11 protein-coding genes and 1 pseudogene are annotated in these 25,331 nt (G+C 69.9%); 5 read left to right on the top strand and 7 right to left on the bottom strand.

What is annotated here, in order from left to right:
• Positions 1 to 2 precede the first annotated feature (2 nt).
• Both QHF83_RS00060 and QHF83_RS00055 read right to left on the bottom strand, forming a co-directional pair.
• Positions 3 to 2,177, bottom strand: a complete 2,175-nt coding sequence (locus tag QHF83_RS00060) for a flotillin domain-containing protein (protein WP_282415645.1) — start codon at positions 2,175 to 2,177, stop codon at positions 3 to 5.
• A gap of 99 nt (positions 2,178 to 2,276) precedes the next feature.
• Positions 2,277 to 3,101: an OB-fold-containig protein gene (locus QHF83_RS00055; protein WP_282415644.1), complete on the bottom strand. Its 825-nt coding sequence runs from the start codon at positions 3,099 to 3,101 to the stop codon at positions 2,277 to 2,279.
• A 179-nt stretch (positions 3,102 to 3,280) separates the two neighbouring features.
• Here QHF83_RS00055 and QHF83_RS00050 point away from each other — a divergent pair, with 179 nt between their 5' ends.
• Complete coding sequence (locus QHF83_RS00050) at positions 3,281 to 4,237, top strand: amidohydrolase family protein (RefSeq protein ID WP_282415643.1); 957 nt, start codon at positions 3,281 to 3,283, stop codon at positions 4,235 to 4,237.
• Here QHF83_RS00050 and QHF83_RS00045 read toward each other — a convergent pair.
• From QHF83_RS00045 to QHF83_RS00035, 3 genes are all read right to left on the bottom strand, one after another.
• Entirely contained in the window at positions 4,229 to 4,996 is a 768-nt protein-coding gene (locus QHF83_RS00045) for a DUF1295 domain-containing protein (RefSeq protein WP_282415642.1), read from the bottom strand. The genes QHF83_RS00050 and QHF83_RS00045 overlap by 9 nt on opposite strands.
• 3 nt (positions 4,997 to 4,999) lie before the next feature.
• Entirely contained in the window at positions 5,000 to 5,983 is a 984-nt protein-coding gene (locus tag QHF83_RS00040; protein ID WP_282415641.1) for an NAD-dependent epimerase/dehydratase family protein, read from the bottom strand.
• A 72-nt stretch (positions 5,984 to 6,055) separates the two neighbouring features.
• On the bottom strand, positions 6,056 to 8,533 hold the full coding sequence (locus tag QHF83_RS00035; protein WP_282415640.1) for a tetratricopeptide repeat protein: 2,478 nt from the start codon (positions 8,531 to 8,533) through the stop codon (positions 6,056 to 6,058).
• Between the two features lie 446 nt (positions 8,534 to 8,979).
• Here QHF83_RS00035 and QHF83_RS00030 point away from each other — a divergent pair, with 446 nt between their 5' ends.
• Positions 8,980 to 9,774 (top strand): enoyl-CoA hydratase-related protein, encoded by a 795-nt coding sequence (locus QHF83_RS00030; protein WP_282415639.1) that lies wholly within the window; start codon positions 8,980 to 8,982, stop codon positions 9,772 to 9,774.
• Positions 9,775 to 9,825: 51 nt separating this feature from the next.
• On the opposite strand, the gene QHF83_RS00025 is transcribed toward QHF83_RS00030, so the two are convergent.
• Positions 9,826 to 10,722 carry a 3-hydroxyacyl-CoA dehydrogenase NAD-binding domain-containing protein gene (locus QHF83_RS00025; protein ID WP_282415638.1) on the bottom strand — a complete coding sequence of 299 codons (897 nt, stop codon included), beginning with the start codon at positions 10,720 to 10,722 and terminating at the stop codon, positions 9,826 to 9,828.
• A gap of 312 nt (positions 10,723 to 11,034) precedes the next feature.
• On the opposite strand from QHF83_RS00025, the gene QHF83_RS00020 reads away from it, so the two are divergent.
• The 3 genes from QHF83_RS00020 to QHF83_RS00010 all read left to right on the top strand — a co-directional run bounded on the left by QHF83_RS00020 (position 11,035) and on the right by QHF83_RS00010 (position 23,866).
• A complete protein-coding gene (locus QHF83_RS00020; RefSeq protein ID WP_282415637.1) occupies positions 11,035 to 22,275 on the top strand; it encodes a tetratricopeptide repeat protein in 11,241 nt (3,746 codons plus the stop codon).
• Between the two features lie 86 nt (positions 22,276 to 22,361).
• Positions 22,362 to 22,967, top strand: coding sequence for a DUF374 domain-containing protein (locus QHF83_RS00015; protein WP_282415636.1), 606 nt, complete (start codon positions 22,362 to 22,364; stop codon positions 22,965 to 22,967).
• Positions 22,968 to 22,987: 20 nt separating this feature from the next.
• Entirely contained in the window at positions 22,988 to 23,866 is an 879-nt protein-coding gene (locus tag QHF83_RS00010; RefSeq protein ID WP_282415635.1) for an aminotransferase class IV, read from the top strand.
• 52 nt (positions 23,867 to 23,918) lie between these two features.
• Here QHF83_RS00010 and QHF83_RS00005 read toward each other — a convergent pair.
• Positions 23,919 to 25,331, bottom strand: a pseudogene (locus QHF83_RS00005) (hypothetical protein); the annotation flags it as partial.

The following is a 25,331-nucleotide window of genomic DNA, read 5'->3' as shown; positions in this document are numbered from 1 at the left end:
AATCACTCCCCAGGAAGCGGGGCCGCGGGCGGGATCGTCGGAGGCTCGATCTCGTGGACCTGAATGCCGGCGCCGGAGGGCGCGGCGCGGCCGGCGCCGAGGTCGTCGAGCTTCTTCGCGAGCTCCGGGTCCTTGTCGATCACGGCGCGGAGCTCGGCCGGGAGCGTGCCGAGGAAGGCGCGGGCCTTGTCCGCCAGGCCTCGCTCGTCGACCTGCGAGAACGCGAGCATCTCGCGGAGGAGCGGGTAGGCAGCGCCAGCTTCGAGGATGGTCTTGAGGACCGGCGAAGCGACGTTGCCGAAGGGCGCGCTCGGGGCGCCCTCGCCGTTCGTCGCGGCCACGCCGCCCGCGCCCTGGAGCTGCAGGACCTTGATCTCGCTGATGGCGCGGGCCGGGGTCATGAGCTCGCGCGTGACGGCGGGCAGGACGTCGAGCGCCTTCACGGCGACGTCGCGGAGGAGGAACTTCGTGGAGACGGCGTTCTCGGCCTCGACGAGCTTGCGCTTGGCGTCGGCCTCGGCTTCGCCCTTCTTGCGCGTGGCCTCGGCGAGGGCGATCAAGGCCTGCGCTTCCTGCGAGGCGGCCTGGGCCTTGGCTTCGGCCGAGATGCGGACGCGATCGGCGTCGGCCTCGGCGCCCTTGCGCATGACGTTCGCGTTCGCCTGCGCGTCGAGCTCGCGCGCCTGCGCGAGGCCCTGCGCGCGGGCGATCTCGCCCTCGGCGGCGGCGCGTTTGGCCGCGGCTTCGCCTTCGGCGTGCGCCTTGAGCGCGGCGGCCTGCGTCTCGGCTTCGAGCTTGAGCTTGAAGGCCTCGCGCTCGGCGGCGATGCGCGAGCGTTGCGCGTCCTCTTCGCTCTTGATGACGGCGATCGCTTTTTCGCGGTTCGCCTTCGCGGTCTCCTCGACCGTGATGATCCCCTGCATCGCTTGCTGCTGCTCGGCCTCGGCCTGGGCCTTCAGGGCGGCGGCGCGCGCGGCCTGCTCCTCGCTCTGCGTGACCGCGATTTGCTTGGCGATGCGCGCGGTCTCGACGGCCTGCTGCTTGACGATCTCGGCGCTCTCGACGGCCTTCTGTTTGTCGATCGAGGCGGTCTCGAGGGCCTTCTGGCGATCGACCTCGGCGGCCTGGACGACCTTCTCCTTCTCGATCATCGAGGCCTCGATCTCGCGCTGCTTGGCGATCTCGGCGGCCTGCTGCGCCTTCTCGGCGGCGATCTGCGCCTCGCGCTGGCCCCGCTGGCGCGCGGCCTCGGCGACGGCGATCGCTTGCTCTTGCTGGATGCGCGCGGTCTCGGTGGCTTTGCGTTTTTCGAGCGCGGCGAGCTCCTGGGCCTGCTCCTGGACGTAGACGGCCTTCGCGGTCTCGGCCTTCTGCGTGGCGGCGTATTCGGAGACGCGGCGGGCCTGGTCGGCCTCCGCCTGCTTCTGATCCTGCTCGATCGTGAGGGCGCGTTTTTTCGCCTCGGCGTTCGTGAGCTGGATGGCGAGCTCTTTTTCGCGCTGGATCTTGGTGGTCTGCTCGGCGTTCGACTGGACGCTGTCGGTGATGGCGCGCAGGCCCTCGGCGTCGAAGACGTCGTTCGGGTCGAGCTCCTTGACGGGGACCATCGCGAGCGCGGTGATCGAGACGTTCTCCAGCGTGAGGCCGTTTTTCTTGAGCTCGTCGGAGAGCGTGCTCTGGATGTGCTCGGCGAACTGCTTTCGCTGGCCGTGCAGCTCCATGAAGGTCTGGTTCGCCGAGACGGAGCGGAGGGCGTCGGTGAGTTTGCCCTCGATGAGGTCGCCGATGGCCTGCTCGTCGAAGTTTCGCTCGCCGAACGATCGCGCGGCGGCGAGGACGTCCTCGGCGATGGGCTCGACCTTGATGTAGAGCTCGGTCGTGACGTTGGCTTTGATCTTGTCCTTCGTGACGAGGGCGTTCTTGCCCGAGCGCTCGACGGAGAGCTTGATCGAGTGCAGCGAGACGCGCAGGAGCTGGTGGAGGATCGGATAGACGGTGATACCGCCGCCGATCACGACCTTGTTCCCGCCGGCGCCGGTGCGGACGAGGGCCTCGTCCGCGCCGCAGCGTCGATAAAACTTCGCCAGGGTGACGAAGAAGGCGATGAGGAGGACCAGGAAGCCGGCCGTCCCCAAGGCGAATAACTGAAACTCGGGTTTCTGGAAGAGCTGAGGCATGGCTCGGATGCTCCGTATGGAGATAACTCCGCCGCGAAGGCGACGATCGATGAGACCGCCTCGCAGGGGGCCGTGGCAAGGGAGAACGCGCTCGCCCGCTCAAGGCGCGCGTCGTACGTGGGATTTATTATTCTTTTCCGAGGCCTCCGCTTCGGCCTCCGCTTCGGCTTCCGCCCGCGTATCACCCGCGATGCGGAGCGCGGGCGCGGGCGGCGCGTCGTCGTCGTCGAGCGGCGCGACGAAGATGCGACCGTCCCTGCTGTCGTAATCGACGATGACCACCTCGCGGCCAGCCCCGATGACGGATTCGCCCTCGCGAATGCGGCAGATGACGTGCACGAAATGCCCCGTCCGGTCCTTGGCACGAATCTCGCCGAATTCGCTGGTCACGCGGCTACTGATCACGACACCCGAGCAGCCCACGAGGTTCCTGCGGCTCGTGGCCTCTTCACCCGACGGCGCGACGACCTTGCCGAGGAGGCGCGAGGCAGAGCGCGTGACGAGGTAGGCGACGAGGAGCGAAGCGGGCAGGCTGAGCGCGAGGGTCGAGGGAGCGAGCGCGCCGGCGCGGCCGAAATAAAGGGTGTTGAGCGCGAGGCCGGTGATGCCGAAGGTGACGGCGAAGGTCTGCCAGAGGACCGAAAACGGGATGCGGCCGGCGCCGAGGTCGACGAGGATCTTGCCGCCGAGGCCCGCGTCGTTCTCGTGATCGGCGTCGTGATCGTGGTCGTGATCCGCGTCGACGTCGTGATCCGCGTCGGCGTCGACGTGCGCGTCGTGATCCGCGTCGGCGTCGTGATCGGAGCCGCCGACGAGCAAGCCGAGGACGCCGGTCATTTGCAGGAGCGCGAAGAGGATCGCGACCGCGAATACGATGGCGTAGGGGAGGTTCGCCCAGACGAAGAGGGATTGGAGGAAGTCCAAGGGGCGCACCTCGAGGGTGGCCGGATCGTGTGGCCGCGCGAGGGCGCGGTCAAGATGAAGGGGTTCCGATTCGCACGATGGCTCGAGTCGGGTCGAGATTGTCCGTGCTGCACGACGCGCGCTTGCCACGCGGCGCGAGATCTGTCGCGCGGCGCCCGTTTGAGGCATGCTGCGTCGCCATGCACGACTGTCCCCTGCCCTGCCTCGCCGATCACGCGCCGCCGTCCCGAGAGGCCTTCGGAGGATGGCTCTCGGCCGACCAGGCCCCGCTGCCCGCCGCGAACGACGAGGAAGGCGCGCGCCTGTCGTCGTCCTTGCCCGAGGTGATCGACGCGCACGTGCACGTGTTTCCGGAGCCGGTGTTCGAGGCGCTGTGGCGCTGGTTCGACCAGTATGGGTGGCCGATCCGGTACAAGCTCAAAGCGCGGGAAGTGGTGCAATTTCTGCTGTCGCGCGGGGTGTCGCGGATCGTGGCGCTGCATTACGCGCACAAGCCGGGCATGGCGCGGGCGCTGAACCAATTCGTGGCGGGGCTTTGCCGGGAGGAGCCGCGGGTCGTCGGGCTCGCGACGGTGCTGCCCGGGGAGCCGGGCGCGAAGGAGATCCTTTCGGAGGCGTTCGCGATGGGGCTCCAAGGCGTGAAGCTCCATTGCCACGTGCAATGCTTCTCGCCGGACGAGGAGGCGCTGCACGACGTGTACGAGGCGTGCGTCCGGGCAAACAAACCGCTCGTGGTGCACGCAGGCCGGGAGCCGAAGAGCCCGGCCTACAAGTGTGATACGTACGAGATTTGCTCGGCCGACCGGGTCGGGCGGGTGCTCGCGGACTATCCGGGTTTGAAGCTGTGTGTGCCGCACCTCGGGGCCAACGAGTTCGATGCGTACGAGCGGCTGATGGAACGGTACGACAACCTCTGGCTCGATACGACGATGACGATGGCCGAATACTTCACAGGCCCGCCGCCGATGCGGCTTTTGCATTGCCGGCCGGAGCGAGTGCTTTACGGTTCGGATTTCCCGAACGTGCCGTACGCGTGGGATCGGGAGATCAAGCGGCTCGCGGCGCTCGGAATGCGGGAGGAAGAGCTCGCGGGGATCGTCGGGGGGAATGCGAAGAGGCTCTACGGATCAGAATAATCCCGGCACGAGCGCCTTCCGCTCCGGCGGGTACTCCGGGAATTTTTCGCGGTACCAGCGGTGGTGGGAGCGGGCGCGCGGCAGGAGGTTCGCGATGGTCCAGAGCGCGAACGCGACGCCCGGCAGAGACCAGGTGCAGATCGCAAAGCCGATCCACTCGATGATCTCGCCGAAATAATTGGGGCAGCTCACCCAGCGGTAAAAGCCGCCGCGCGGGATCTTGTAGCCGGTTTCGCCAGGCTTGCGCAGGTGGAGGAGGATCCAGTCGGCCTGCTGGTTGATGGCGAATCCCGCGAGGAAGATGGCCGCGCCGAGGAAGAAGCGAGGATCCGAGAGCCACGCGCTTCCGTAACGATCCGCGCCGGCGAAGCCGAAGAGCCAGCGGCCATTGAGGTAACCGTTGAGCGAGGTGAACGTGAACGCCGCGGCGGCAATGGCGATCGGCATTCGCTTGGGGCCGCTCTTGATGCGGAACGGGAAGATGAAGGCGCGGTGGACGTAATGGAGCTGCCAGAGGAAGAGGAACCCGAGCGAGGCCGGGTCCGTCGGGCAGCCGCCGAGGTACCAGCACGCCAAAAAGACGAGGACCGACGGCGACTCCATGAGGAGCCAGCCGAGGCGATTGTCGATCGTGGGGCCCCAGGATTTCGTTTCGTGGCGGCCGTACGGGGCGGTGATGAAAAAGAGCGCCGGGAAGATCAGGGCCGCGATGACGAGGAATCCCCAGAGGAGGAATCGATAGAACGTGGGCTCGTCCATGTATCAGCTGGGAAGCATGCCGACCTCGCGGAACCACGCATAGGTCCCCTCCAAGGTCTCTTTCGTGGAGCGCGGCGTGAATCCGAGCTCGGTCTCGGCCTTCTTGTGGCTCGTGTAGCGGTGAATGCGGAGCGCGTGCAAAGAGACGCTGTTGAAGAGCGGGTCGACGCGGAGGAGCTTCGCAATGCCCCCCGCAGCCGGCGCGACGGCGCGCGCGAGCCACATGGGCGTGGTGAGGCGCGGCGGGCGGCGGCCCGTGACCTCGCCCGCGACCGCCGCGAGCTGCGCAAAGGTGAGCCAATGGCCCGAGAGGAGGTAGTTTTCCCCACGGCGGCCGCGGGTGTCGGCCGCGAGGGCCGCTGCCACGATGTCACGGACGTCGACCCACGAGAAGCCGCCCTCGACGAGGCCAGGCATGCGGCCACGCGCGAGCGAGAGGAGGACGCGGCCCATGCGCGAGGGCATGTAATCGTGCGGGCCGAGGACAGCCGCAGGATGCAAGACGACAGCGTCGAGGCCCTTCTCGACGGCCGAGAGGACGACACGATGGCCCGCGGCCTTGGAGCGGTCATACGGAGGTTGCCGAGTGTCGGTGATGAGCGGGCGCTTCTCGTCGAGGACCTCGGACGCAGGTTCGGTGGCGAAGGCGTGGATCGAGCTGAAATGCACGAGCCTGCGGACGCCGTGGCGCAAGCAGGCGTTCGTGATGTTGCGGACGCCGTCGACGTTGATGGTCTCGACCTCGGGATCGACCGATTCGAGCGATATCTTGGCGGCGCAGTGGTAGACGAGCTCGGCGCCCTGGATGGCGCGATCGACGGTGTCGGGGTCGCGGACGTCGCCGGTGATGCGCTCGCAATCGACGTCGTCGAGCGCGCGCGGCGGCGCATGTCGATAGAGCACACGCACGCGATCGCCGCGCTCGACGAGCGCGCGCGTGAGGTTCGCGCCCACGTGCCCCGTGGCTCCGGTAACGACGACGTTCATGGATGATCGGTCCTCCGTGCGCCCGGCACTATACCGGGCGCGGAGGACACGACATCCGTTTTTTCGAGAACCCTAGAGAATGCCCGGGAACTCGGTGTTGACGTCGTCGATGAGGTCCTTCCGGTTGATGCGCAGCCAGGCGTCACGCGCGGCGTAGAGGTGGTTCTTGAAGATGTCCGGGTCCGCGGCGACCTGGGCCAGGCGGTAATGCGTCCAGCCGATCGAGTAATCGTCCTTCAGCGCCGTGAAGAGGCCGAGGGCGTTCTCGTAATGCGACCGGGCCGCGTCGTGCTCGAACTGCGTGAGCGCGATGTCGCCGAGGCTCTGGATGCAGTTCGCCTCGCCCATCTTCTCGCCGACCTCGCGGAGGAGCGGGAGCGCCGCGAGGTAGTAGGCCTGCGCGTCCTCGATCTCCGTGCACGCGAGCGCGACGTCGCCGAGCGTCGAGAGGCACGTGCCCTCGCCGAGTTTGTCGCCGAGCTCCTTCAAGATCGGCAGCGCCTTCTGGTAATGCCCCTCGGCCACGGAGTGCTCGCCGAGCGCAAACGCGATGTCGCCGAGGTTCTGCAGGCACTGCGCCATCGAGAGGCGATCGCCGAGCTCTTCGAGGAGCGGGCCGACCTCCTGGTAGAGCGCGCGCGCCTCGTCGTACTGCGTGCCCTGGAAGGCGATGTCCGCGATGCCCTTCATGCAGTGGGCGCTCGCCTCCTTGTCGCCGAGCTCGTTGTAGATCGGGAGCGCCTCCTTGAACCGAGCGCGCGCCTCCTCGTACTCGTCGCGCAAGGCCGCGATCTCGGCGAGGTTGCGCAAGCAGTTGGCCTCGCCGAGCCGATCGCCGATGTGCCGGTAGAACGGCGTGGCGTCGGTGTAGCGGAGCTTGGCCTCCTCGTACTCGTGGCGCTCGAGCGCGATGTCGCCGAGGCGCATGAGGCAAGCCGCGATGCTGAGGCCCGCGCGCGCCTGGTGGAAGAGCGGGAGCGCGTCGAGGTAACGCGCGCGCGCTTCGTCGACGTCGCCACGCGCGAGCGCGATGTCGCCGAGCGCCTGCGTGCAGTCGGCCTCGCCGAGCTTGTCGCCACCCTCGCGCGCCGCGTCGCGCGCACGCTCGACGACGCGCGGCGTGCCATGGCCCGAGGAGCCGATGAACGTGGCGAGCGCGACGGAGGCGTCGATGCACGCGATGCGATGCGGGCCGTCGAAGCCACGCAGGATCATCGCCTCGATGTTGTCGCTGTCCGCCGCGAGGCGCACCGCGCTGTCTTCGCCGGACGGCCATCCGACGTTCGGGCCGTTCGAGAGCGCGAGGCCGGTGTAGCGCTGCGTCGCCTTCGCGGACTCCTCGACGCCAGGGCGCTGCGAGGCGACGGCCTCACGCACGGCGCGGCGCACGCGGTATCGCGCCGATGCATCCTGCGCGAGGCCGAGGGCCACGAGCGCGACGGCCGCGTCGGCCGTGCCGGAAGACGCGAAGGTCGCGAGGTCGTCGGCGCGGACGCCGTTCGGCAGCGCGGCGACGAGCGGGACGAGGCGGCGCGCTTCGTCCGAGAGGCGCCCACTCGCGAGCGCGAGCGCGACGGCGATCTCGATGGCGCTCGCCGACTCGGGGCCGTCCTCGCGCATGAGGAGCTCGTTCTGCTTCTGGTGCCAGGTGCGGACCGCGAGGTCGAGCGGACCATCACCCGCCGCGCGCGCGAGCAAGGTGAGCGCGAGGGGATTGCCCGCCGCCTCGGTCAGCGCGAAGGAGAGGCCCGGGTCGGAGCGGCGCGCGTCGCCGGCGACGGCGAGGAACGCTTCCCGCGCAGACGCCTCGTCGAGGGGTTTGACGGCGGCGACGTGGAAGCCGTCGGGCCGCGCGGACGAAGACCGCGCCGTCGCGATGACCGCGACGCCCGGGATCGCCGTGAGCCTCTGGAGAAGGTCGCGCACGTTGGCGGGATCCTTCTCGAGGGGTACGTCGAGATCGTCGAGGACGATCAGGGCCGGCGCGCGGCGGAGCGCCTCTGCGATGCGGTTGAGGAGCGGCGCCTCGGGGGTGACGCCAAGCGCGCGGCTGACCTCGACGACGGCCGCTTCGGTGTCGACCGTGGTGTCGAGGTGCGCGACGTACCTGCGGCCGCCGAAGTGCTGGACGGAGGCAGGCGCGTGGAGGAGCGCGAGCGCGAGCGTCGTCTTGCCGAGGCCTGCGTCGCCGGCGAGGAGCACGGGCCTCGGCGCATCTCCATGGATGTGCGCCGCGAGCTCGGCGAGGAGCGCGTCCCGACCCACGCAGGGTCCTGCGTCGGGCACCGGCGCTCCCGCGACCCGTTTGTCCTCGGCGAGCAGGTGCTCGTTCCGAGCGACGGCGACCGGGTGCGCGCCGGAGATCTTGTCGAGCAGAACCTTCAGATCGGCGTTGTCCACGAGGAGCGCGATCTTGCCGGCCCGATCGGCGCCGCGCGCGATGCGCCGGGCGATGGTGCCGAAGTTCTGTGCGACGAACGCTTCGACGTCTGCGTCTTGAGGCAGGACTTCCGCGAGCAGCCGGTTCAGACCGGCCTTGGTAAGGACCATACCCGGCAGTTTCACCCCGAGTCGCACGCGGGGACAAGATCGGTTGCGTTCTGGTCGAGTCCCAAAGCGCGTTTGGAGGGCGGCCCGCCGAGGGACCATGCATCACGTCCCGATCGGTGTGCGCCTCTCGGTTCTGCCCGTTCGGTCTCTTTTTCTGCGTCAAGTAGTCCCGGGCACAACGACCTGCGCATGACGGAGACACCGGCTCCGTAACGTGACGATGTAGACGTGTTGGATCGGCCCGGTCGATCGTCGTTTCCGTGCACGAGTCGCGCACTTGCGCTCGACAAGGAGCGCGCGGGTGTCACACTCCAACTCGTCGCGCGCGTGCCGGTCCGCCCCCCCCAACCGGTGCGCTGCGCGACTTTTTTTTGCCCTCACGGCACACCGCGTCGACGCCTCGTCCCGGCTTCCCACCGGGGCCGCGCCCTGGTAACGCGGGCGCCATGACGGATACCGACCTCGTCCTGGTGGAGCGGACCGGCCCGATCGCGACGCTCACGATCAACCGGCCCAGCAAGCTGAACGCGCTGAACGCGCACCTCGTGGCAGAGCTCGCTCGCGTGTTCGAAGCACTCGCGACCGAAGGTGCTGGAGAAGACGCGGTGCGCGCGGCGATCCTGACGGGCGCGGGCAAGGCGTTCGTGGCAGGCGCGGACATCGGGGAAATGGCGGAGATGACGCCGGTGGCGGCGAAGCGGTTCGCGGACGCGGGGCAACGGCTGTGTCATCGGATCGAGGCGCTGCCGTTCCCGGTGATCGCCGCGGTGAACGGATTCGCGCTCGGCGGAGGCTCGGAGCTCGCGCTCGCGTGCGACTTCATCTACGCGGCCGAGGGCGCGAAGCTCGGGCTGCCCGAAGTGACGCTCGGCGTGATGCCGGGGTTCGGCGGGACGCAGCGGCTGCTCCGGCGCGTCGGCGCGGCGCGCGCGCGGGAGCTCGTGTTCACGGGCGACATGGTGAGCGCGGAGCAAGCGCTCGCGATGGGGCTCGTGAACGCGGTGCATCCGGCGGCGGAGCTCGTCCTCAAGGCGCGGGAGACGGCGCTGAAGATCGCGTCGCGCGGGCCGCTCGCGGTCGCGGCGGCCAAGCGCGTGATGCTGCACGGCGAGGGCGTCGACCTCGCGTCGGCGTGCGAGCACGAGGCGCAGGCGTTCGCGGGGCTGTTCGGATCGGAGGATCAGCGCGAGGGGATGAAGGCGTTCCTGGCGAAGGCGAAGCCGACGTTCCTCGGGCGGTGAGAGCTCACCCCCAAACCCCCTCTCCCGCGGGAGAGGGGGCTTGACGAGGGGTTAGCGGGCGAGACTGCTTTTCGTCTTCTGGCCCTTCTCGTCGTACACGTAGAAGCCGCGGCCGCTCTTCTTGCCGAGCCAGCCGGCCGCGACGAGGTTCCGCAGGAGCGCGGCGGGGCGGTACTTGTCCTCGCCGAGGTCCTTGTGGAGCACCTCCGCGATCGCGAGGACCGTGTCGAGGCCGATGAGGTCCGCGAGCTCGAGCGGGCCCATCGGGTGGTTCAGGCCGAGCTTCGCGCCCGTGTCGATGTCCTCGGGGCTGCCCACGCCTTCCTGCAAGGTGAAACAAGCCTCGTTGAGGAAGGGGATCAACATGCGGTTGACCAGAAAGCCCGGTCGATCCTCGGAGGTGATCACGGTCTTGCCGAGACGAACCGAGAGCTCGTGGACGAGCGCGTAGGTCTCCGGCGAGGTCTGCACGCCACGCACGATCTCGACGAGCTTCATGAGCGGGACGGGGTTCATGAAGTGCATGCCGATGACCCGCTCGGGCCGAGACGTCGCGGCGGCGAGGCGCGTGATCGAGATGGACGAGGTGTTCGAGGCGAGGATCGCGCCCGGCGCGAGCGCGGCGTCGGCCTTGCAGAAGAGGTCGAGCTTGATGTCGACGTTCTCCGTCGCGGCCTCGACGGCGAGCTCGACCGACGAGAAGGCGGTCATGCTGCCGGCAGGGACGATGCGATCGAGCAATGCACGATGATCGTCGGCCGACAACTTCCCTTTTTCTACGAGCTTTCCGAGGATACTGCCGATCAGCGACTTGCCCTTGTCCGCGATCTCCAGGGAGGCGTCGCAGAGGACGACCTCGATCCCGGCTGCGGCGGCGACCTGCGCGATGCCGCGGCCCATCTGGCCAGCGCCGATGACACCAATCCGTTTCACGGAGGAAGCGTTCATGGGCCCGCTTGATAGCCCAAGGTGCGGCCGCGTGGAACGGCCGAGGACGCACCGGGGGAGGATGGGAGCTTTCCCGCGGGTTTGCCGCGCCGCGAGCGGACGGCCGGGCCGGGATGGAAACGGCACCTTGATACGCCGGTCGAATGCAGCGTAGAGTCGGCTCGCGTCAAATAAATACGAGGATCCTTCTCTCGTGACGCATGGCGGGAGAAGGACGAGCTGTCTGGTCCAAGGAGCCCACGCTGCACGTCGAGGTGCAGCGTATGGGTGACCGGATGATCGTGTCGTTGAGCTTCGCCGACCGGGGTAACGATGAGCGTTGAGAAAATTCGCGTGGCCCTCGGGGTCCTGCAGTCCGATCCCGAGAACGAGGCGGCCTGGAACGATCTCTCGGAGGCAGTGACGGCCCCCGACACGTCGACGAACGACGTGGAGCGTCTCCTGGGGCTCGCGCGGGCCAAGCAAGAGGAGCGGAAAGAATGGGGCGCGGTCGCCAAGCTCCTCGAGCTGGAGATCTCGTTTGCCTCGGGGACGCCCGTCGAGCCGCCGATGCAGGCGGAGCTCGCGCGCATCTACAACGAGGAGCTCGTCGATGCCGACAAGGCACGAGCCGCGTACGAGCGCCTGCTCGAGCTCCGGCCGGATGACGAGGCCGCCGCCGAGGCGCTGGAGAGCGACGCGGCGAAGCGCGAGCGGTGGAGCGAGATCGTCGACCGCTACGTGGCCGAGTCCGAGAACGCGGACGGCCCCGCGTTCAAGAGCTCGCTGCTCGCGAGCGCGGCGGACATGGCGCTCCGGTACGGGCACGGCGAGGCGCGTGATCGGATCGACGAGCTCATCGGTCTCGCGCTCGCGCTCGACCCGAAGAACAGCCGCGCGACGCGGCTACTCGAGCGCGCGAGCGCGAAGGTCGCCGACTGGGACGGCGTGACGCGGGCGCTCTCGTTCACGCTGCGCGAGGGCGCGACGAAGGACGATCGCATCGCGGCAGGGCTCAAGCTCGGGCGCGTCGCGGCGGAGAAGCTCGGCGACAAGAACCGCGCCCGCGACGCCTTCGCGCAGGTGCTCGACATGCAGCCCGGTCAGTCGGACGCGCTCGCGTTCCTCGCCGACCATTTCACCTCGAACGAGCAATGGGACGAGCTCGTCGCGCTCTACGAGGATCAGCTCAAGGGCGGCGGCGTGAAGCCGGGCGAGGAGCTCGGCGTGCTCATCCAGATCGGCATGGTGCACTGGCGCATGCGCGGTCAGCCGCAGGCGGCGGAGGCGTACTTCGATCGCGTGCGTCGCGCCGATCCGACGCACGCCGGCATGCTGTCGTTTTTCCGGGAACACCTGCTCGCCAAGGGCGACAAGGCGCGGCTCTACGCGATCCTCACCGACGCGCAGCGCGCGCTGCCCGACGGGGCCGACAAACGCGCGATCGCCTCGGAGCTCGCCAAGCTCGCCGAGTCGACCGAGAACGCGCACAAGGCGATCGATCAGTACAAGAACATCCTGCGCACGGACCCGGACAACCGCGACGCGCGCGATGCGCTGAAGCGTCTCTACATGCAGACGGAGGGCTACAACGCCCTCGTCGAGCTCTACCGGCAGGAGCTCGAGCGCACGCCGCAGACCGACGTGCAGGGTCGCATCCAGGTGCTGCGCGACATCGCTTCGGTCTACCGCGACCGCGCGAAGAACGACGCGGCGCTCGTCACGGCGCTCACGCAGATCGTGCAGCTCGACGAGCGGGACATCGACGCGGTGCGTGAGCTGACGCGGGTCTACGAGACGCTGGGTCGCTGGCGTGACCTGCTCGCTTACCAGCAGAAGCTCGCCGAGCTCTCGACGAGCGACGCGGAGAAGGCAAACCTCTACCGCGCGGTGGCGCGCCGCTGGGTCGATCAGTTCTCGAACGTCCAGAACGCGGTGTCGGCCTACGAGTCGCTGCTCGCGGTGGCGCCGGGCGATGAAGAGGCCGAGTCGCGGCTGAAGGAGCTCTACCTGAAGCGGCGCTCGTGGGCGCAGCTCTACGCGCTCTACGAGGCGCAGCTCCCGAGGACGGAGGACGCGGCGCGCATCGAGCTGCTCGGCGAGATGGCGAAGCTCGCGGCCGAGCGCCTCGATCGCGGCGCGGACGCGATCGCGCACTACAAGCAGATCCTGGAGCTCGACGCCCAGGCGCCCGGCGTGCTCGACGCGCTGGAGAAGCAAGCAGAGCGCGACAAGGATTTCGCGACGGTGGCCGAGGTGCTCGAGCGGCGCGTGGACGCGGCGACGGACGACGCCGGTCGGCTCAACGCGCTGCAGAAGCTCGGCGCGGTGTACGCGGAGCGGCTGAAGGATCCGGTGGCGGCGGCGCGCACGTGGCGTCGCGTGCTCGTGCTCTCGCCGGGGCACGCGCGCGCGCTCCGCGTGCTGCGTGAGTCGTACGTGGCGTCGGGCGACTGGGACGGGCTCGAAGAGCTCTACGCGTCGCAGAACGACTGGGAGGGACTCGTCGAGTTCCTCTCGGGCGCGGCGGACAAGGCGACCGAGCCGAACGTCAAGCTCGACATCTCGTTCCGCGCGGCGCGGATCTACGAGGAGCAGCTCGGCGCGCCCGAGCGGGCCGTGCGTTCGTACGAGCGCGTCCTCAGCGTGTCGCCCTCCGACGCGCGCGCGGCGGCAGCGCTCGTGCCGATCTACGAGAAGGAAGAGAAGTGGGGGCGGCTGCCCGCGCTCTACGAGATCCTGCTCGGCGCCACGCAAGACGTGGAGGAGCAGGTCTCGATGCTGCGCAAGCTCGCCGCGGTGACGGGCGGGCCGCTCGCGGACAAGCAGAAGGCGCTCGGCTACGCGCGGCGCGCCTACGAGCTCGACGCGAGCGAGGACGGGCTGTCCCTGCTCGAAGCGTGGTCGCGCGCGGCGAGCTCGTGGGGTCCGTTCGTCGAGGCCGTCGAGGCGCGGCTCAAGCGCGACGCGGATCTCGACGGCGAGACGCGGCGCGCGCTGAAGCTGCGGCTCGCGGAGGTGTACGCGCGCGAGCTCGGCAAGGTGGACGAGGCCGCGGCGACGTACCGCGAGCTCGTCGAGGCGGATCCGACCGACGAGGAGACGATCCGCGAGCTCGACGCGCTGCTCCGCGCGAACGAGAAGAAGGACGACCTGCGCTGGCTCTTCCAGCTGCGCGCCGATCAGGTCGAGGGCGAGGCTCGCGCCGAGATCCTCGAAGAGTGGGCGACGCTCGAAGAGGAGGTCTTCGGCGACAACGCGAAGGCGATCGAGCTCCTGCACAAGGTCGTCGAGGTGACGCCGGCGCGCGGCGAGGCACTCCGCGCTCTCTCGCGCCTGCTCATCGCGGCGGGCGAGGCGGCCGCGGGCGCCGAGATCGTGGCGCGTCATCGCGACGTGTCCGAGGGCGAGCAACGCGGGCAGTGCGAGGTCGAGCTCGCGACGCTGTACCTGGAGAAGCTCGAACGACCGGTGGACGCGTTCGACGCGGCGGTGCGCGCGCTCGAGATCCTGCCGCACGATACGGATGCGGTGGGGATCCTCGCGCGGCTGCTCGACAAACCCGAGACGCGCGCGCAGGCGGCGCAGGTCCTGTCGATCGAGTACGCCGAGACGGGCGACGCGCGCCGCGAGGCGCACGCGATCAAGGTGCTGCTCGAGTCGGAGACCGACACGGCCACGCGGCTCGCGCTCTTCCTCCGGCTCGCGGACGTCAACGAGCAGAAGCTCCGCGCGGTGGGCACGGCGCTCGACGTCGTGCTCGGCGCGCTGAACGAGTTCTCGAGCGAGCTCACGGTGTGGGACCGCGCCTCCGAGCTCGCCGCGCGGGCGGGTCGCCCGACGGACCTCGCCGAGGCGTACCGGACGCACCTCGTCACGGCGCGGAGCGCCGAGAGCGAGAAGAAGCTGCCCGACGACGTGGAGATCGAGCTCTGCGAGCGCGCGGCGATGCTGCACGACGAGCAGCTCGGCGATCCCGAGGGGGCGATGCCCTACCTCGATCGCGTGCTCGCGGTGGACCCGACGAACGAGCGCGCCTTCTCGCGCCTGAAGCAGATCCTGACCAACGCGGAGCGGTGGGGCGAGCTCGAAGCGCTCTACGACAAGGCCGCGCAGGGCACGCCGGATCAACCGACGCGGATCTCGCTGCTCAACGACGTCGCCGTGATCGCCGAGGAGATCATGAGCGATGCGGCGAAGGCCATCCGCTACTACGAGCGCATCCTCACGCTCGACTCGTTCTACGAGCCGGCGCTCGACGCGCTGCAGAGGCTCTACGAGCGCGAGGGGCGATGGAAGGACCTCGCGGCGCTGCTCGAGCGACGGCTCGAGACGGCGACCGACGAGGAAGCGGCCGACATCAAGCTGAGCCTCGGGCGGATCTACCTCGACCGCCTGCACGAGCCTGCGCTGTCGCTCGAGCACCTCGAGCGCGTGCTCGAGCAACGTCCGGGTGACACGGAGGCGCGCCAGCTCGTCGAGCGCCTGCTCGAAGTGGGCAGCCTGCGCCTGCGCGCCGCGCGCGTGCTGGAGGTCGTGTACGAGGCGCGCGACGAGGTGCGTCAGCTCGTGCGTGTGCTCGAGATCCGGCGCGAAGGCGCGCAGGAGGAGCACGAGCGTCGCGAGCTTCTGCGCCGCGTGAGCACGCTGCGCGACGACCGTCTGCGCGACGACGCGGGCGCGTTCGCCACGTTGAGCGAGCTCGTGCCGCTCGAGCCCGACGACGCGGTCGTGCGCGAGCGCTTCGTCGACATCGGTCGCAGACTCGCCGAGCACGAGAAGATGGCGACCGTCCTCACGGCGGCCGCCGACGCGTGCAGCACGCCGCCGACGCAGGGCGAGATCCTCATGGTCGTCGCGGAGATCTGCGCGGACATGCTGGGCGACCTGGATCGAGCCGAGAAGGTCTACCGGCGCGTGCTCTCGATCGACGAGACCGATCCGAACCTGGTGATCCCGGCGGCGCAGGCGCTCGCCGGCATCTACACGGGCAAGGGCAAGCACGAGGCGCTCGCCGAGGTGCTCGGCATCGAGGTGCGCCTCGAAGAGGACCTCGAGAAGCGTCGCAGCCTCTACCGCCGCATCGGCGAGGTGTACGAGTCGGTGCTCGAAGCGCCCGACAAGGCGATCGGGGCCTGGCGCGCGCGTATGTCCGACGATCCGGAGGACCTCGAAGCGCTCTCCGCGCTCGAGCGCCTCTACGAGCGCACGGGCGAGTGGCGCGAGCTCGTCTCCATCCTGGAAGCGCGGCAGACGCTCTCGAACGACGCGACCGAGCGCAAGCGGACGATGGTGCGCGCGGCCGAGACACTCGCGAGCAAGCTCGACGACGTGTCCGGCGCGATCAGCGGCTGGCGCAACGTCTCCGACGAGTTCGGCCCCGAGCCGGCCACGCTCTCGGCGCTCGAAGCGCTCTACGAGAAGGCCGAGCGGTGGTCGGATCTCGCCGACACGCTCGACGTGCACCTGTCGCTCGCGACCGAGCTCGACGAGCGGCTCGATCTGTTCGCGCGGCTCGGCGACGTGCGGCGCCTGCACCAGAGTGATCTGCCGGGCGCGCTCGACGCGTACCGTCAGGCGCTCGTCCTCGATCCGGCGAACGCGCGCTGCAGGAGCGCGCTCGAAGCCCTGCTCGAGGATCCCGAGGCGCGGCGCGACGCGGCCGAGACGCTGCATCCGCTCTACGAGGCCGACGGCGACAGCGAGAAGCTGCTCCGCGTCCTCGAGATCGAGGTGGAGACGGCGGACAGCACGGGCGAGCGGCTCTCGAACCTGCAGAGCGCGCTGCGCACGGCGGAAGGTCCGCTCGGCGACACGGGCCGGGCCTTCGGGTACGCGGTGCGCGGCGTGCGCGAGGCCGCGGGTGAGCCCGAGGTCGCGCAGTGGATCGAGACGGTCGAGCGCCTCGCGAAGGCGACGGGTCGGTGGGCGGAGCTCTCCGAGCTCTACCGCTCGGTCGTGGACTCGATCCTCGACGGCGACGTGCAGCAGGACGTGCGGCTCCGCGTCGGCGAGCTCGCCCGGACGAAGCTCGACGACAAGGCGCTCGCGGTCGAGTGGTACAAGAACGCGCTCGAAGCGAGGAGCGACGATCGCCGCGCGATGATCGCCCTCGAGGAGCTCTACGGCGAGGCGAACGACGCGCCGAACCTCCTCGAGATCCTCCGCCAGCGGGTGGAGAACGCCGAGGACGACGTCGAGAAGAAGCGCCTCCTCTTCCGCCAGGCGGAGCTGCAGCGCGACGCGCTGAAGGATCCGACGGGCGCGATCGAGACGTACGAGGCGCTGCTCGACGTCGAGCTGAACCCGAAGGCGATCGACGCGCTGGAGACGCTCTACAAGGAGTCGAAGCGCTGGGAGGACCTCATCAAGCTCTACGAGCGTCAGCTCGACGGAGCGGTGGGGACGCCGGCCGAGCTCCGCGTGAAGATCGCGAAGGTCGCGCACGAGCGGCTCGAGGACGTGTCCCGCGCGTTCGACGAGCTCGCCGAGGCGCTCGTGATCGACGCGGCGCACGTGGGCGCGGTGGGCGAGCTCGAAGCGCTGCTCGAAGCGTCGGAGAACCCGGCGCACCGGGCGCGCGCGGGCGAGATGCTGGAGCCGGTCTACCTCCGCCGTGCCGACTGGGCGCGCGTGAAGATGGCCCTCGACGCGCGGCTCGCCGCGAGCGAGGACCCGTCGGAGCGGCGCGATCTGCTCACGCGCCTGGCGACGCTGCACGAGGAGCAGCTCGAGGACTACAAGGCCGCCCTCGAGACGGTGGCGAAGCTCCTGCACGAGGACCTCGGCGACGAGGGCGTGTGGCACGAGCTCGAGCGCCTCGCGAAGGTGGCGAGCGCAGAGCGGAGGCTCGCCGAGATCTACTCGGCCGAGCTCACCGAGATCACGGTCGACGACGCGCAGAGCGCCAAGCTCTGCCGCCGGACGGGCGAGATCTACGCGGACCTGAACGACGTCACGAGCGCGCTCAAGTGGTACCGGCGCGCGCACGAGTTCGAGCCGGAGTCGCGCGAGCTGTTCTCGGCGATCGACGGCCTGCTCATGAAGGAGCGCCGCCACGAGGAGCGCGTCGAGCTCTACCGCTCGTCGCTCGACTACCGCTACGACAAGGAGCGGCTCGACGCGCTGCACACGATCGCGCGCCTCGAACGGATCGAGCTCAAGCAGCCCGAGAAGTCGATCGAGACGTACCGGGCGGCCCTCGACGTCGACGAGTCCGACGCGCGCGCGCTCGACGCGCTGACCGAGCTCTACGCGGAGCTCGGCCGTGATCAGGACCTCGCCGACCTCTACCTGCGGCGCGCCGAGGCCGCGGCGAACGGCGAGGCCGGCGCGCCGTACCGCCTCGCGCTGGCGCGGCTGCTCCGCGACAAGATCAAGGACACGTCGGCCGCGATCGATCAGCTCGAAGCGATCGTCTCCGACGTGCCCTGGCACCAGGAGGCGATCAAGGAGCTCGAAGCCCTCACGCGCGACGACGAGCACAAGGCGCGCGTGGTGGAGATCCTCCGCCCGCTTTACGAGCGCAGCGACGACTGGCGCCTGCTCGTGAAGCTGAACGAGGAGCGCTACCACCTCGCGAGCGAGGTGCACGAGAAGGTCGCCGTGCTGCGCGAGACCGCGCAGCTCTGGGAGACGCGTGGCAACGACAAGAGCCTCGCCTTCCGCTCGATGCGCGCCGCCTTCGCCCTCGATCCCGAGGACGGACAGACGCGGGCCGAGCTCGAGCGCCTCGCGACCATGCTCGGCGCCTGGGAGCGGCTCTGCGAGAGCTACGAGCAGGGCATCGAGAAGACGACGGACGACGTGGTGAAGCGCGAGCTCTTGCTCGCGGTGGCCAAGGTCTACGACGACAAGGTCGACGATCCGCGGCGTGCCCTCGGCGCCTACCGGAGGCTCAGCGAGCTCGATCCGAGCGAGCGGGATCCGCTCGAGGCGATCGACGTGCTGTCGATGCTGCTCTCCGACTGGCAGACCCTGATCGCGGTCCTCGAGAAGAAGAGCGAGCTCGCGTCGGACGACGAGAACGCGGCCATCTGGCGCCGGATCGCCGAGACGAAGCTGCAGATGCTCGACGACGAGGAGGGCGCCATCAAGGCGTACGAGCGCGCCCTCGAGCTCGATCCGGAGAGCACGGTCACGGTCGACGCGCTCATCCCGCTGTACGAGCCGCGTGACGCAGCCCAGCGCCTCGTCGAGCTCTACGCGCGTCGCGTGGAGCTCGCGGGCTCGGGCGAGGCTGACCTCCGATACGACCTCAACGTGCGCGCGGCCGAGCGTTACGAGAAGTCGCTCGACAACCGTCGAGAGGCGATCAACGCGCTCAACGCGGCGCTCGACGCGCGGCCCTCGGACGCGGCGGTCCTCGCCTCGCTCGAGCGGCTCTACCGCGCCGAGAAGATGTGGGACGAGCTGCTCGACAACCTGAAGCTCCAGGCGAGCACGGCGGATACGCGTGAAGCACGCGTCAAACTGCGGACCGCGATCGGCGACCTCTACGCCGCCGAGCTCGCGAGCCCGCAGGACGCGCTCGAACACTACCGCCTGGTGCTCGACGACGACGCCACGAACGATCACGCGATCAAGGCGATCCGCGCGATCGGCGAGGGTCGCGAGGAGCTGCGCCTCGACGCGGCCGACGCCCTCGAGCCCGTCCTCCGCGCGGCCTCGCGCTGGGAGGAGCTCGTCGGCGTCCTCGAGATGCGCCTCAAGGCGCAGACCGAGGGCAGCGACCGCGCCCGCACGCTCCGCGCGATCGCGATCGTCGAGGACGAGAAGCTCGGCAAGCCCCTGGCCGCCGAGGGCGCGCTGCTCCGCGCGCTCGAAGACACGCCGGACGATCCCGAGCTCCACGCCGAGATCGAGCGGCTCGCCGAGCGCTCCGAGGGCTTCGGCCGGTACTGCGACGCCCTCTCGCAGCGCGCGGCGGCGACGTTCGACGCGGTCATCGCGAAGGACCTCTGGCTCCGCGTCGGTCGCATCGCCGAGGAGAAGCTCAAGGACGATCGTCGCAGCGTCGAGGCGTACGCGAAGGCGGTCGAGCAAGCCGGCGACGAGCCCGCGCTGCTCGAAGCCCTCGATCGTCTCTACTCGCGGCTCGGGGACAACAAGGCGCTCGCCGACGTCCTCGAACGCCGCGTGTCCGCGATCTCCAACGAGCGCGAGCAGGCGAACTTCCAACACCGGCTCGCCACGATCCAGATCGAGGCGTTCGGCGAGAAGTCGCAGGGCCTCGCGACGCTGAAGCAAGCCCTCGAGCGGGCGCCCGATCACGGGCCCTCGCGCGAGGCGCTCGAGAAGCTCACCGACGAGCGGTCGCTCTTCGAGGAGGCCGCCGAGGCCCTCGAGAACGTCTACAAGTCGCAGGGCGATCACGCGGCGCTCGCGAAGCTCTACGAGAAGCGCATCGGGTTCGTCGCAACGCCCACCGAGCGCGTGCGGCTCCGGCTCGATCTCGCCAAGGTCCTCGAAGATCGCTCCGGCGATCCGAAGGCGGCCCAGAGCGCGCTCGAAGCCGCGCTCAAGGACGACCCGGCCGACGTCGACGTGCTCGCCGAGCTCGAACGCCTCGCCCCGATCACGGGCGGGTGGGCGGGCGCCGCGGACGCGCTGGAAAAGGCCGTGTCCGAGAAGAGCGATCTCTCGACGGATTCGGCGCGCGACCTGTGGATGCGCATCGCCGAGTGGCGCAAGGACAAGCTCGCCGACAACGCCGCTGCCGAACGCGCGCTCGAACAGGCGCTCAAGCACGACCCGACGAGCGAGACGATCCTGCGCAACATCGAGGGCCTGCAGCGCGCGGCCGGCCGCGAGCGTGACCTCGTGGGCACGCTGCGCCGCCTCGCCGGGCTCGACGGCCTCGGCCACCTCGCCTCCGACCTGCGCCGCGAGGCGAAGGGCCTGGCCGAAGGCGTGCTTGCGGACGACGCGCTCAGCGAGGCGATCCTCCGCGACATGATCAAGGCCGACGACAGCGACGCGTGGGCGCTCGCGGAGCTCACGAAGGTGCGCGACAAGGCCGGCGACGCGAAGGAGGTCTTCGATCTCCTCGTGCGTCAGGCCGAGCTCGCGGCCGAGGGCGAGAAGATCCGGGACCTCAAGCACCGCGCGGCCTCGGTCGCTCGGGAGAAACTCTCGGACGACAAGAAGGCCCTCGACCTCTACAGCCAGATCTTCGAGGACGAGCCGAACGACGCGAAGGCCTCCGACGCGCTGCGCGAGCTCTATGCGAAGGCGGGCAAGCACAAGGAGCTCCTGAACGTCCTCTCGCGCCTCGTGGACCTCGCGGAGACGCCTTCCGCGCGCGCCACGCTGCGCCTCGAGAGCGCCCGGATCTGCATCGAGAAGCTCGACGCGACGAGCGAGGCGATGGAGCACCTGCGCGCGATCCTCGACGAGGAGCGCACGCACGAGCAGGCCACGCTGCTCCTCTCGCAGCTCCTCGAGAAGACGGGCCGCGATGACGAGCTGGCGGAGCTGCTCAACACGCAGATCGACCTCGCGAAGGAGCGCGGCGATCTCTCCGCGGAGCTCGTCTACAGCGTGCGCCTCGGTGAGGTCTTCGAGAACCGCCTGAACAACGTCCCGAAGGCGATCGAGACGTACAAGGCGGTGCTCGAGCGCGACGGCAGCCACAAGGGCGCGCTGCTCTCGCTCGCGCGGCTCTACGAGAAGAAGGGCGACAAGGCCGAGGCGGCCAAGGCGCTCGAAACGGTGCTCTCCTCCGCCAGCGGCGAAGAGGCCGTCAAGACGTCGCTCCGCCTCGCGGATCTGTACACGGCGCTCAAGGACGAGGCGGCGGTCCGTCGCGTCCTCGAAGCCGGCCTCAAGGCCGACGAGCGCGCCGCGGACATCCGCAAGAAGCTGCACGCGCTCTACGAGAAGCAGCAGGCGTGGGCCGAGCTCGCCGACCTCGTGAAGGGCGACGCCGAGGCCGCGACCGAGTCGGGCCAGAAGGTGCAGCTCTTCCGGAAGGCCGCGGAGATCCACCTCGGCAAGCGGAACGATCCGGGCGCCGCGGCGGACCTGCTCGTGAAGGCCTCGGAGCTCGCGCCCGGCGATCGGGAGCTGCTCCTCGCGCTCTGCGACGCCTACAGCGCCTCGGGCCGCGGCAAGCAGGCCGCGGAGGTGCTGCAGAAGATCGTGGAGTCGTACGGCGGCCGTCGCTCGAAGGAGCTCGCGACGATCCATCACCGACTCGCCAAGGCGTACCTCGCCGAAGGCGACAAGGACAAGGCGCTCGCGGACCTCGACATCGCGTTCAAGATCGATCCGGGTTCGATCGCGATCCTGCGCGACCTCGGCGTGCTCTCGATGGAGCTCGGCGAGGCCACGGAGGAGAAGGCGGGGCGCGACGCGCACTTCGAGCGCGCGCAGAAGACCTTCCGCGCGCTGCTCCTGCAGAAGCTCGACGAGAACTCGCCGATCTCGAAGGCCGCGGCCTTCTACTACATCGGCCGGATCCTCCACGCGCAGGGCGACGACAAGAAGGCGATCCAGCAGCTCGATCGCGCGATCGACGCCGACAAGAACTTCGCGCCCGCGAAGGAGCTGCTCGCCAAGCTGAAGAAGTGAGCGCCGGGGGTTTGGGGGCGAAGCCCGACTTGCTCGGGCGTAGCCCCCAAACGTCGAATACGCGGCGACGAGCCCTCGGCCACGCTGTGGGGCTCGTCGCCCGCGTTCTTCTCCGCACCGTCCGCTTCTCCCTCCTCACGCACCCCGATCTCGACGGAACCGACGGCACCCCCTGGGTGCTCGCCTTCTGGCACGGTCAGCAGTTCGCGCTGCACCGCTGGCCCAAGCGTCGCCGCACCTCCGTGCTCGTCAGCCTCTCCGACGACGGCGAGATCCAGACCGGCGCGCTCGGATCCCTCGGCCTCGTCGTCGAGCGTGGTTCGTCCTCGCGCGGCGGCGCCATGGGCCTCAAGGGCATCGTTCGTCGCATGCGCCACGGTCATGACGCGGCCTTCGCCGTGGATGGACCACGCGGACCACGCGGCGTCGTGCGTGGCGACGGTGATCGTGTCGGCGCGATCCTCGCGGCGCAGCTCGGCGGCGGCCTCGTCGTGCCTCTCGCATCGGCTTGCTCCTCTGCGTGGGTCCTCGCGCGGACGTGGGATCGGTTCGAGATCCCGCGCCCCTTCTCGCGTGTCGCCGTCGCGCTCGGCGCGCCGCTCGATCCACGCGGCCTCGACACCACGACCCTCGCGCGCGCGATCGACGCCGCTCGCGAGGCCGCCCTGCGCGCGCTCGGCGCCGATCCGTGACACGCTCCGCGGTGACGACCATGAGCCGCATCGCCTGCATCGACGGAGTGATTCACGCGCCCGAGGACGCCAAGGTCTCGGTCTACGACCGCGGCTTCCTCTACGGCGACAGCGTCTTCGAGACCATCCGCACCTACGGCGGACGCCCCTTCGCGCTCGACGAGCACGTGCAGCGCCTCGAACGATCGGCTGCGCAGGTCGCGATCCCCATGCCGATCGATCGGGCCGCGTTCGCCGCCGAGATCGAGCGTGCCCTCGCGGCCGCGGCGAACCCCGAGAGTTACGTGCGCGCCACGCTCACGCGTGGCACCGGCCCGCTCGGCCTCGATCCGCGCCTCGCCGCGCATCCGCTGCGTGTCATCCTCGTCGAGCCGCTGAAGCTCCTCCCGGCGGCGATGTACCGCGACGGCGTCGCCGTCATCACGCATCGCACCGAGCGCGCCTGTGATGCCGCGCATGGCGCCAAGGTCGGCAACTACCTCGCCAGCGTGCTCGCGATCCGCAAGGCGTGTGACGTCGGCGCGCATGAGGCGCTCATCATCAACACCGCGGGGCAGATCGTCGAAGGTACGACCTCCAACGTTTTCGTGGTGCGGGGACGAACCCTGATCACGCCGCCCGAGGAGGCGGGGATCCTCGCGGGCATCACGCGCGCGCACATCCTCGCGATCGCCGACGAAGCGGGCCTCTCCGTCGAGCTACGTCCGCTCGTGCCCGACGACGTGCGCGCGGCGGACGAGGTGTTCCTGTCGTCGAGCTTGCGAGAGCTCTTGCCGGTCGTCGTGGTCGACGGCGCGCCGATCGGCAGCGGCAAACCGGGCCCGAACACGCGAGCGTTGCACCTCGCGTTTCGGCGTCATGTGGGGATGGGTGACGCGAAAGCGCCGTGGGTCGATTGAAATGAAAAAGGGGCCGATCGCAACGACCGGCCCCCGTTTCATGATGCCGTGATCAGGTCGAGGCTTCCTGCGTTCCCTCAGCGGGAGCAGCCTGCTGCGCCTGCGGCGCCATCGGCGCCATCGGGATCCGCAGCGAGCCGCCGCCCTGATGCGCGAGCACGTTGATCCCCTTCTGGAAGAAGCCCAGCAGGAAGGGGATCTCGTTCGGCGGCGACGTGATGAGCCCCGCCTCTTTCACCGCGCGCGCCACCGCGAGCACGTCCGTCGCGCGGTCGCTCCCCTTTCGCGAGCGCACCGAGATCGCCGCGTCTCGCATCCGCGTCGCGACGACCGCGCGCGCCTCCGGCGAGAAGAAGCGATCCGTCGCGCTCGCGATCTCCTCGCGCAGCGCCTCGTTCACGGCCTGCGGATCCCGCACGCCCTCCGGCCCGAGCCGCTGGCCGAGCCGCTGGAGCAGCTCCTCCAGGCTCCCGCGATCGGGCAGCCACGACCGGAACTCCGGCTCCTCGTGCAGCGTCGCCGACCCGGGCGCGCGCGCCCAGGCGATCTCGCTCGTGACCTCCGCTTCGAGATCGGCCACCGGATGCGCCGGCTCGGCCTCGGGGCACGGCTCGACGAGCTCGCGACAGCCCTCGAACCCGAGCGGCACGATCTGCCCCGACGTCGCGTTTTGCTTCCGCGCCGTGGCGATCCGATGACGCGCCCACTCCACGGGCACGGGCGCCGGCGACACGCCGAGCCCTTCGAGCGCGCGGTTGCGGCCCTCCTTGAGCTGCGAGCCGCTCATCCACGCGCTGCCCGCGTTCAGGATGCCGATCGGGTCCCTCACGATCACCTCGGCCAGGTGATAGCGACCGCTCGCGTCGCGGCTCGTGATCGAGATGGCCGACGTCCCGCTGCCGTCGGGCGGCAGGAACGTCGCTTCGAGCGCCACCTCGGCCCGCGTGTCCACGCGCGCCACCCGCGGCCGCGTCGGGATCGCCGTCCCGCGCGACTTCAGGATGTTGATCGCGCGACGCGCGGCCTTGCGCGCGACGCCCGGCGCGTCGTCTGCGTCGGCCACGGCTGCGATTGCCTCCACGTTCGAGCCCGCGAGCCACGCGTCCACGAGCGCTCCGCTGCGATCGCCCGCCTTGCGCGCGGCCTCCACGGCCGTATCCCAGCCGGCCGACAAATCGGCCGCCTCGAACGCCGGGGCCGCTGCGGCCGCCGGGGCCTCCGCGGCGCCTTCCGCCTTCGCGGGCTGCGCCGGGGCCTTGCCCTTCGCCTGCGCGGCCTTCGCCTTCGCGGCGAGGGCTTCCTTCGCCGTCAGCGCCGGCTTCGGCGCAGACGCCTTCGGGCCGCCGCTCGCCTTCGGGGGCGGCGCGATGATCGTCACGATGTTCGGCTTCGGCGCGGCCGGCTTCGGGGCGGGCGCGGGCGCGGCCGGCTTCGCGGGCGGCGCGGCCGGCTTCGCGGCGGCGGC

This window comes from Polyangium sp. 15x6 (genome assembly GCF_029960785.1).
Taxonomy (GTDB): domain Bacteria; phylum Myxococcota_A; class Polyangia; order Polyangiales; family Polyangiaceae; genus Polyangium.
The sequence above is the reverse complement of the archived record's forward strand: the minus strand, read 5'-3'. Positions and strand labels throughout refer to the sequence as shown.

What these genes read in the sequence shown, in the direction of transcription:
- QHF83_RS00050 (WP_282415643.1), top strand. Translation starts at nt 3,281, where the DNA reads ATGCACGACTGTCCCCTGCCCTGCCTCGCCGATCACGCGCCGCCGTCC.
- QHF83_RS00020 (WP_282415637.1), top strand. Translation starts at nt 11,035, where the DNA reads ATGAGCGTTGAGAAAATTCGCGTGGCCCTCGGGGTCCTGCAGTCCGAT.
- QHF83_RS00030 (WP_282415639.1), top strand. Translation starts at nt 8,980, where the DNA reads ATGACGGATACCGACCTCGTCCTGGTGGAGCGGACCGGCCCGATCGCG.
- QHF83_RS00040 (WP_282415641.1), bottom strand. Translation starts at nt 5,983, where the DNA reads ATGAACGTCGTCGTTACCGGAGCCACGGGGCACGTGGGCGCGAACCTC.
- QHF83_RS00025 (WP_282415638.1), bottom strand. Translation starts at nt 10,722, where the DNA reads ATGAACGCTTCCTCCGTGAAACGGATTGGTGTCATCGGCGCTGGCCAG.
- QHF83_RS00010 (WP_282415635.1), top strand. Translation starts at nt 22,988, where the DNA reads ATGAGCCGCATCGCCTGCATCGACGGAGTGATTCACGCGCCCGAGGAC.
- QHF83_RS00045 (WP_282415642.1), bottom strand. Translation starts at nt 4,996, where the DNA reads ATGGACGAGCCCACGTTCTATCGATTCCTCCTCTGGGGATTCCTCGTC.
- QHF83_RS00060 (WP_282415645.1), bottom strand. Translation starts at nt 2,177, where the DNA reads ATGCCTCAGCTCTTCCAGAAACCCGAGTTTCAGTTATTCGCCTTGGGG.
- QHF83_RS00035 (WP_282415640.1), bottom strand. Translation starts at nt 8,533, where the DNA reads ATGGTCCTTACCAAGGCCGGTCTGAACCGGCTGCTCGCGGAAGTCCTG.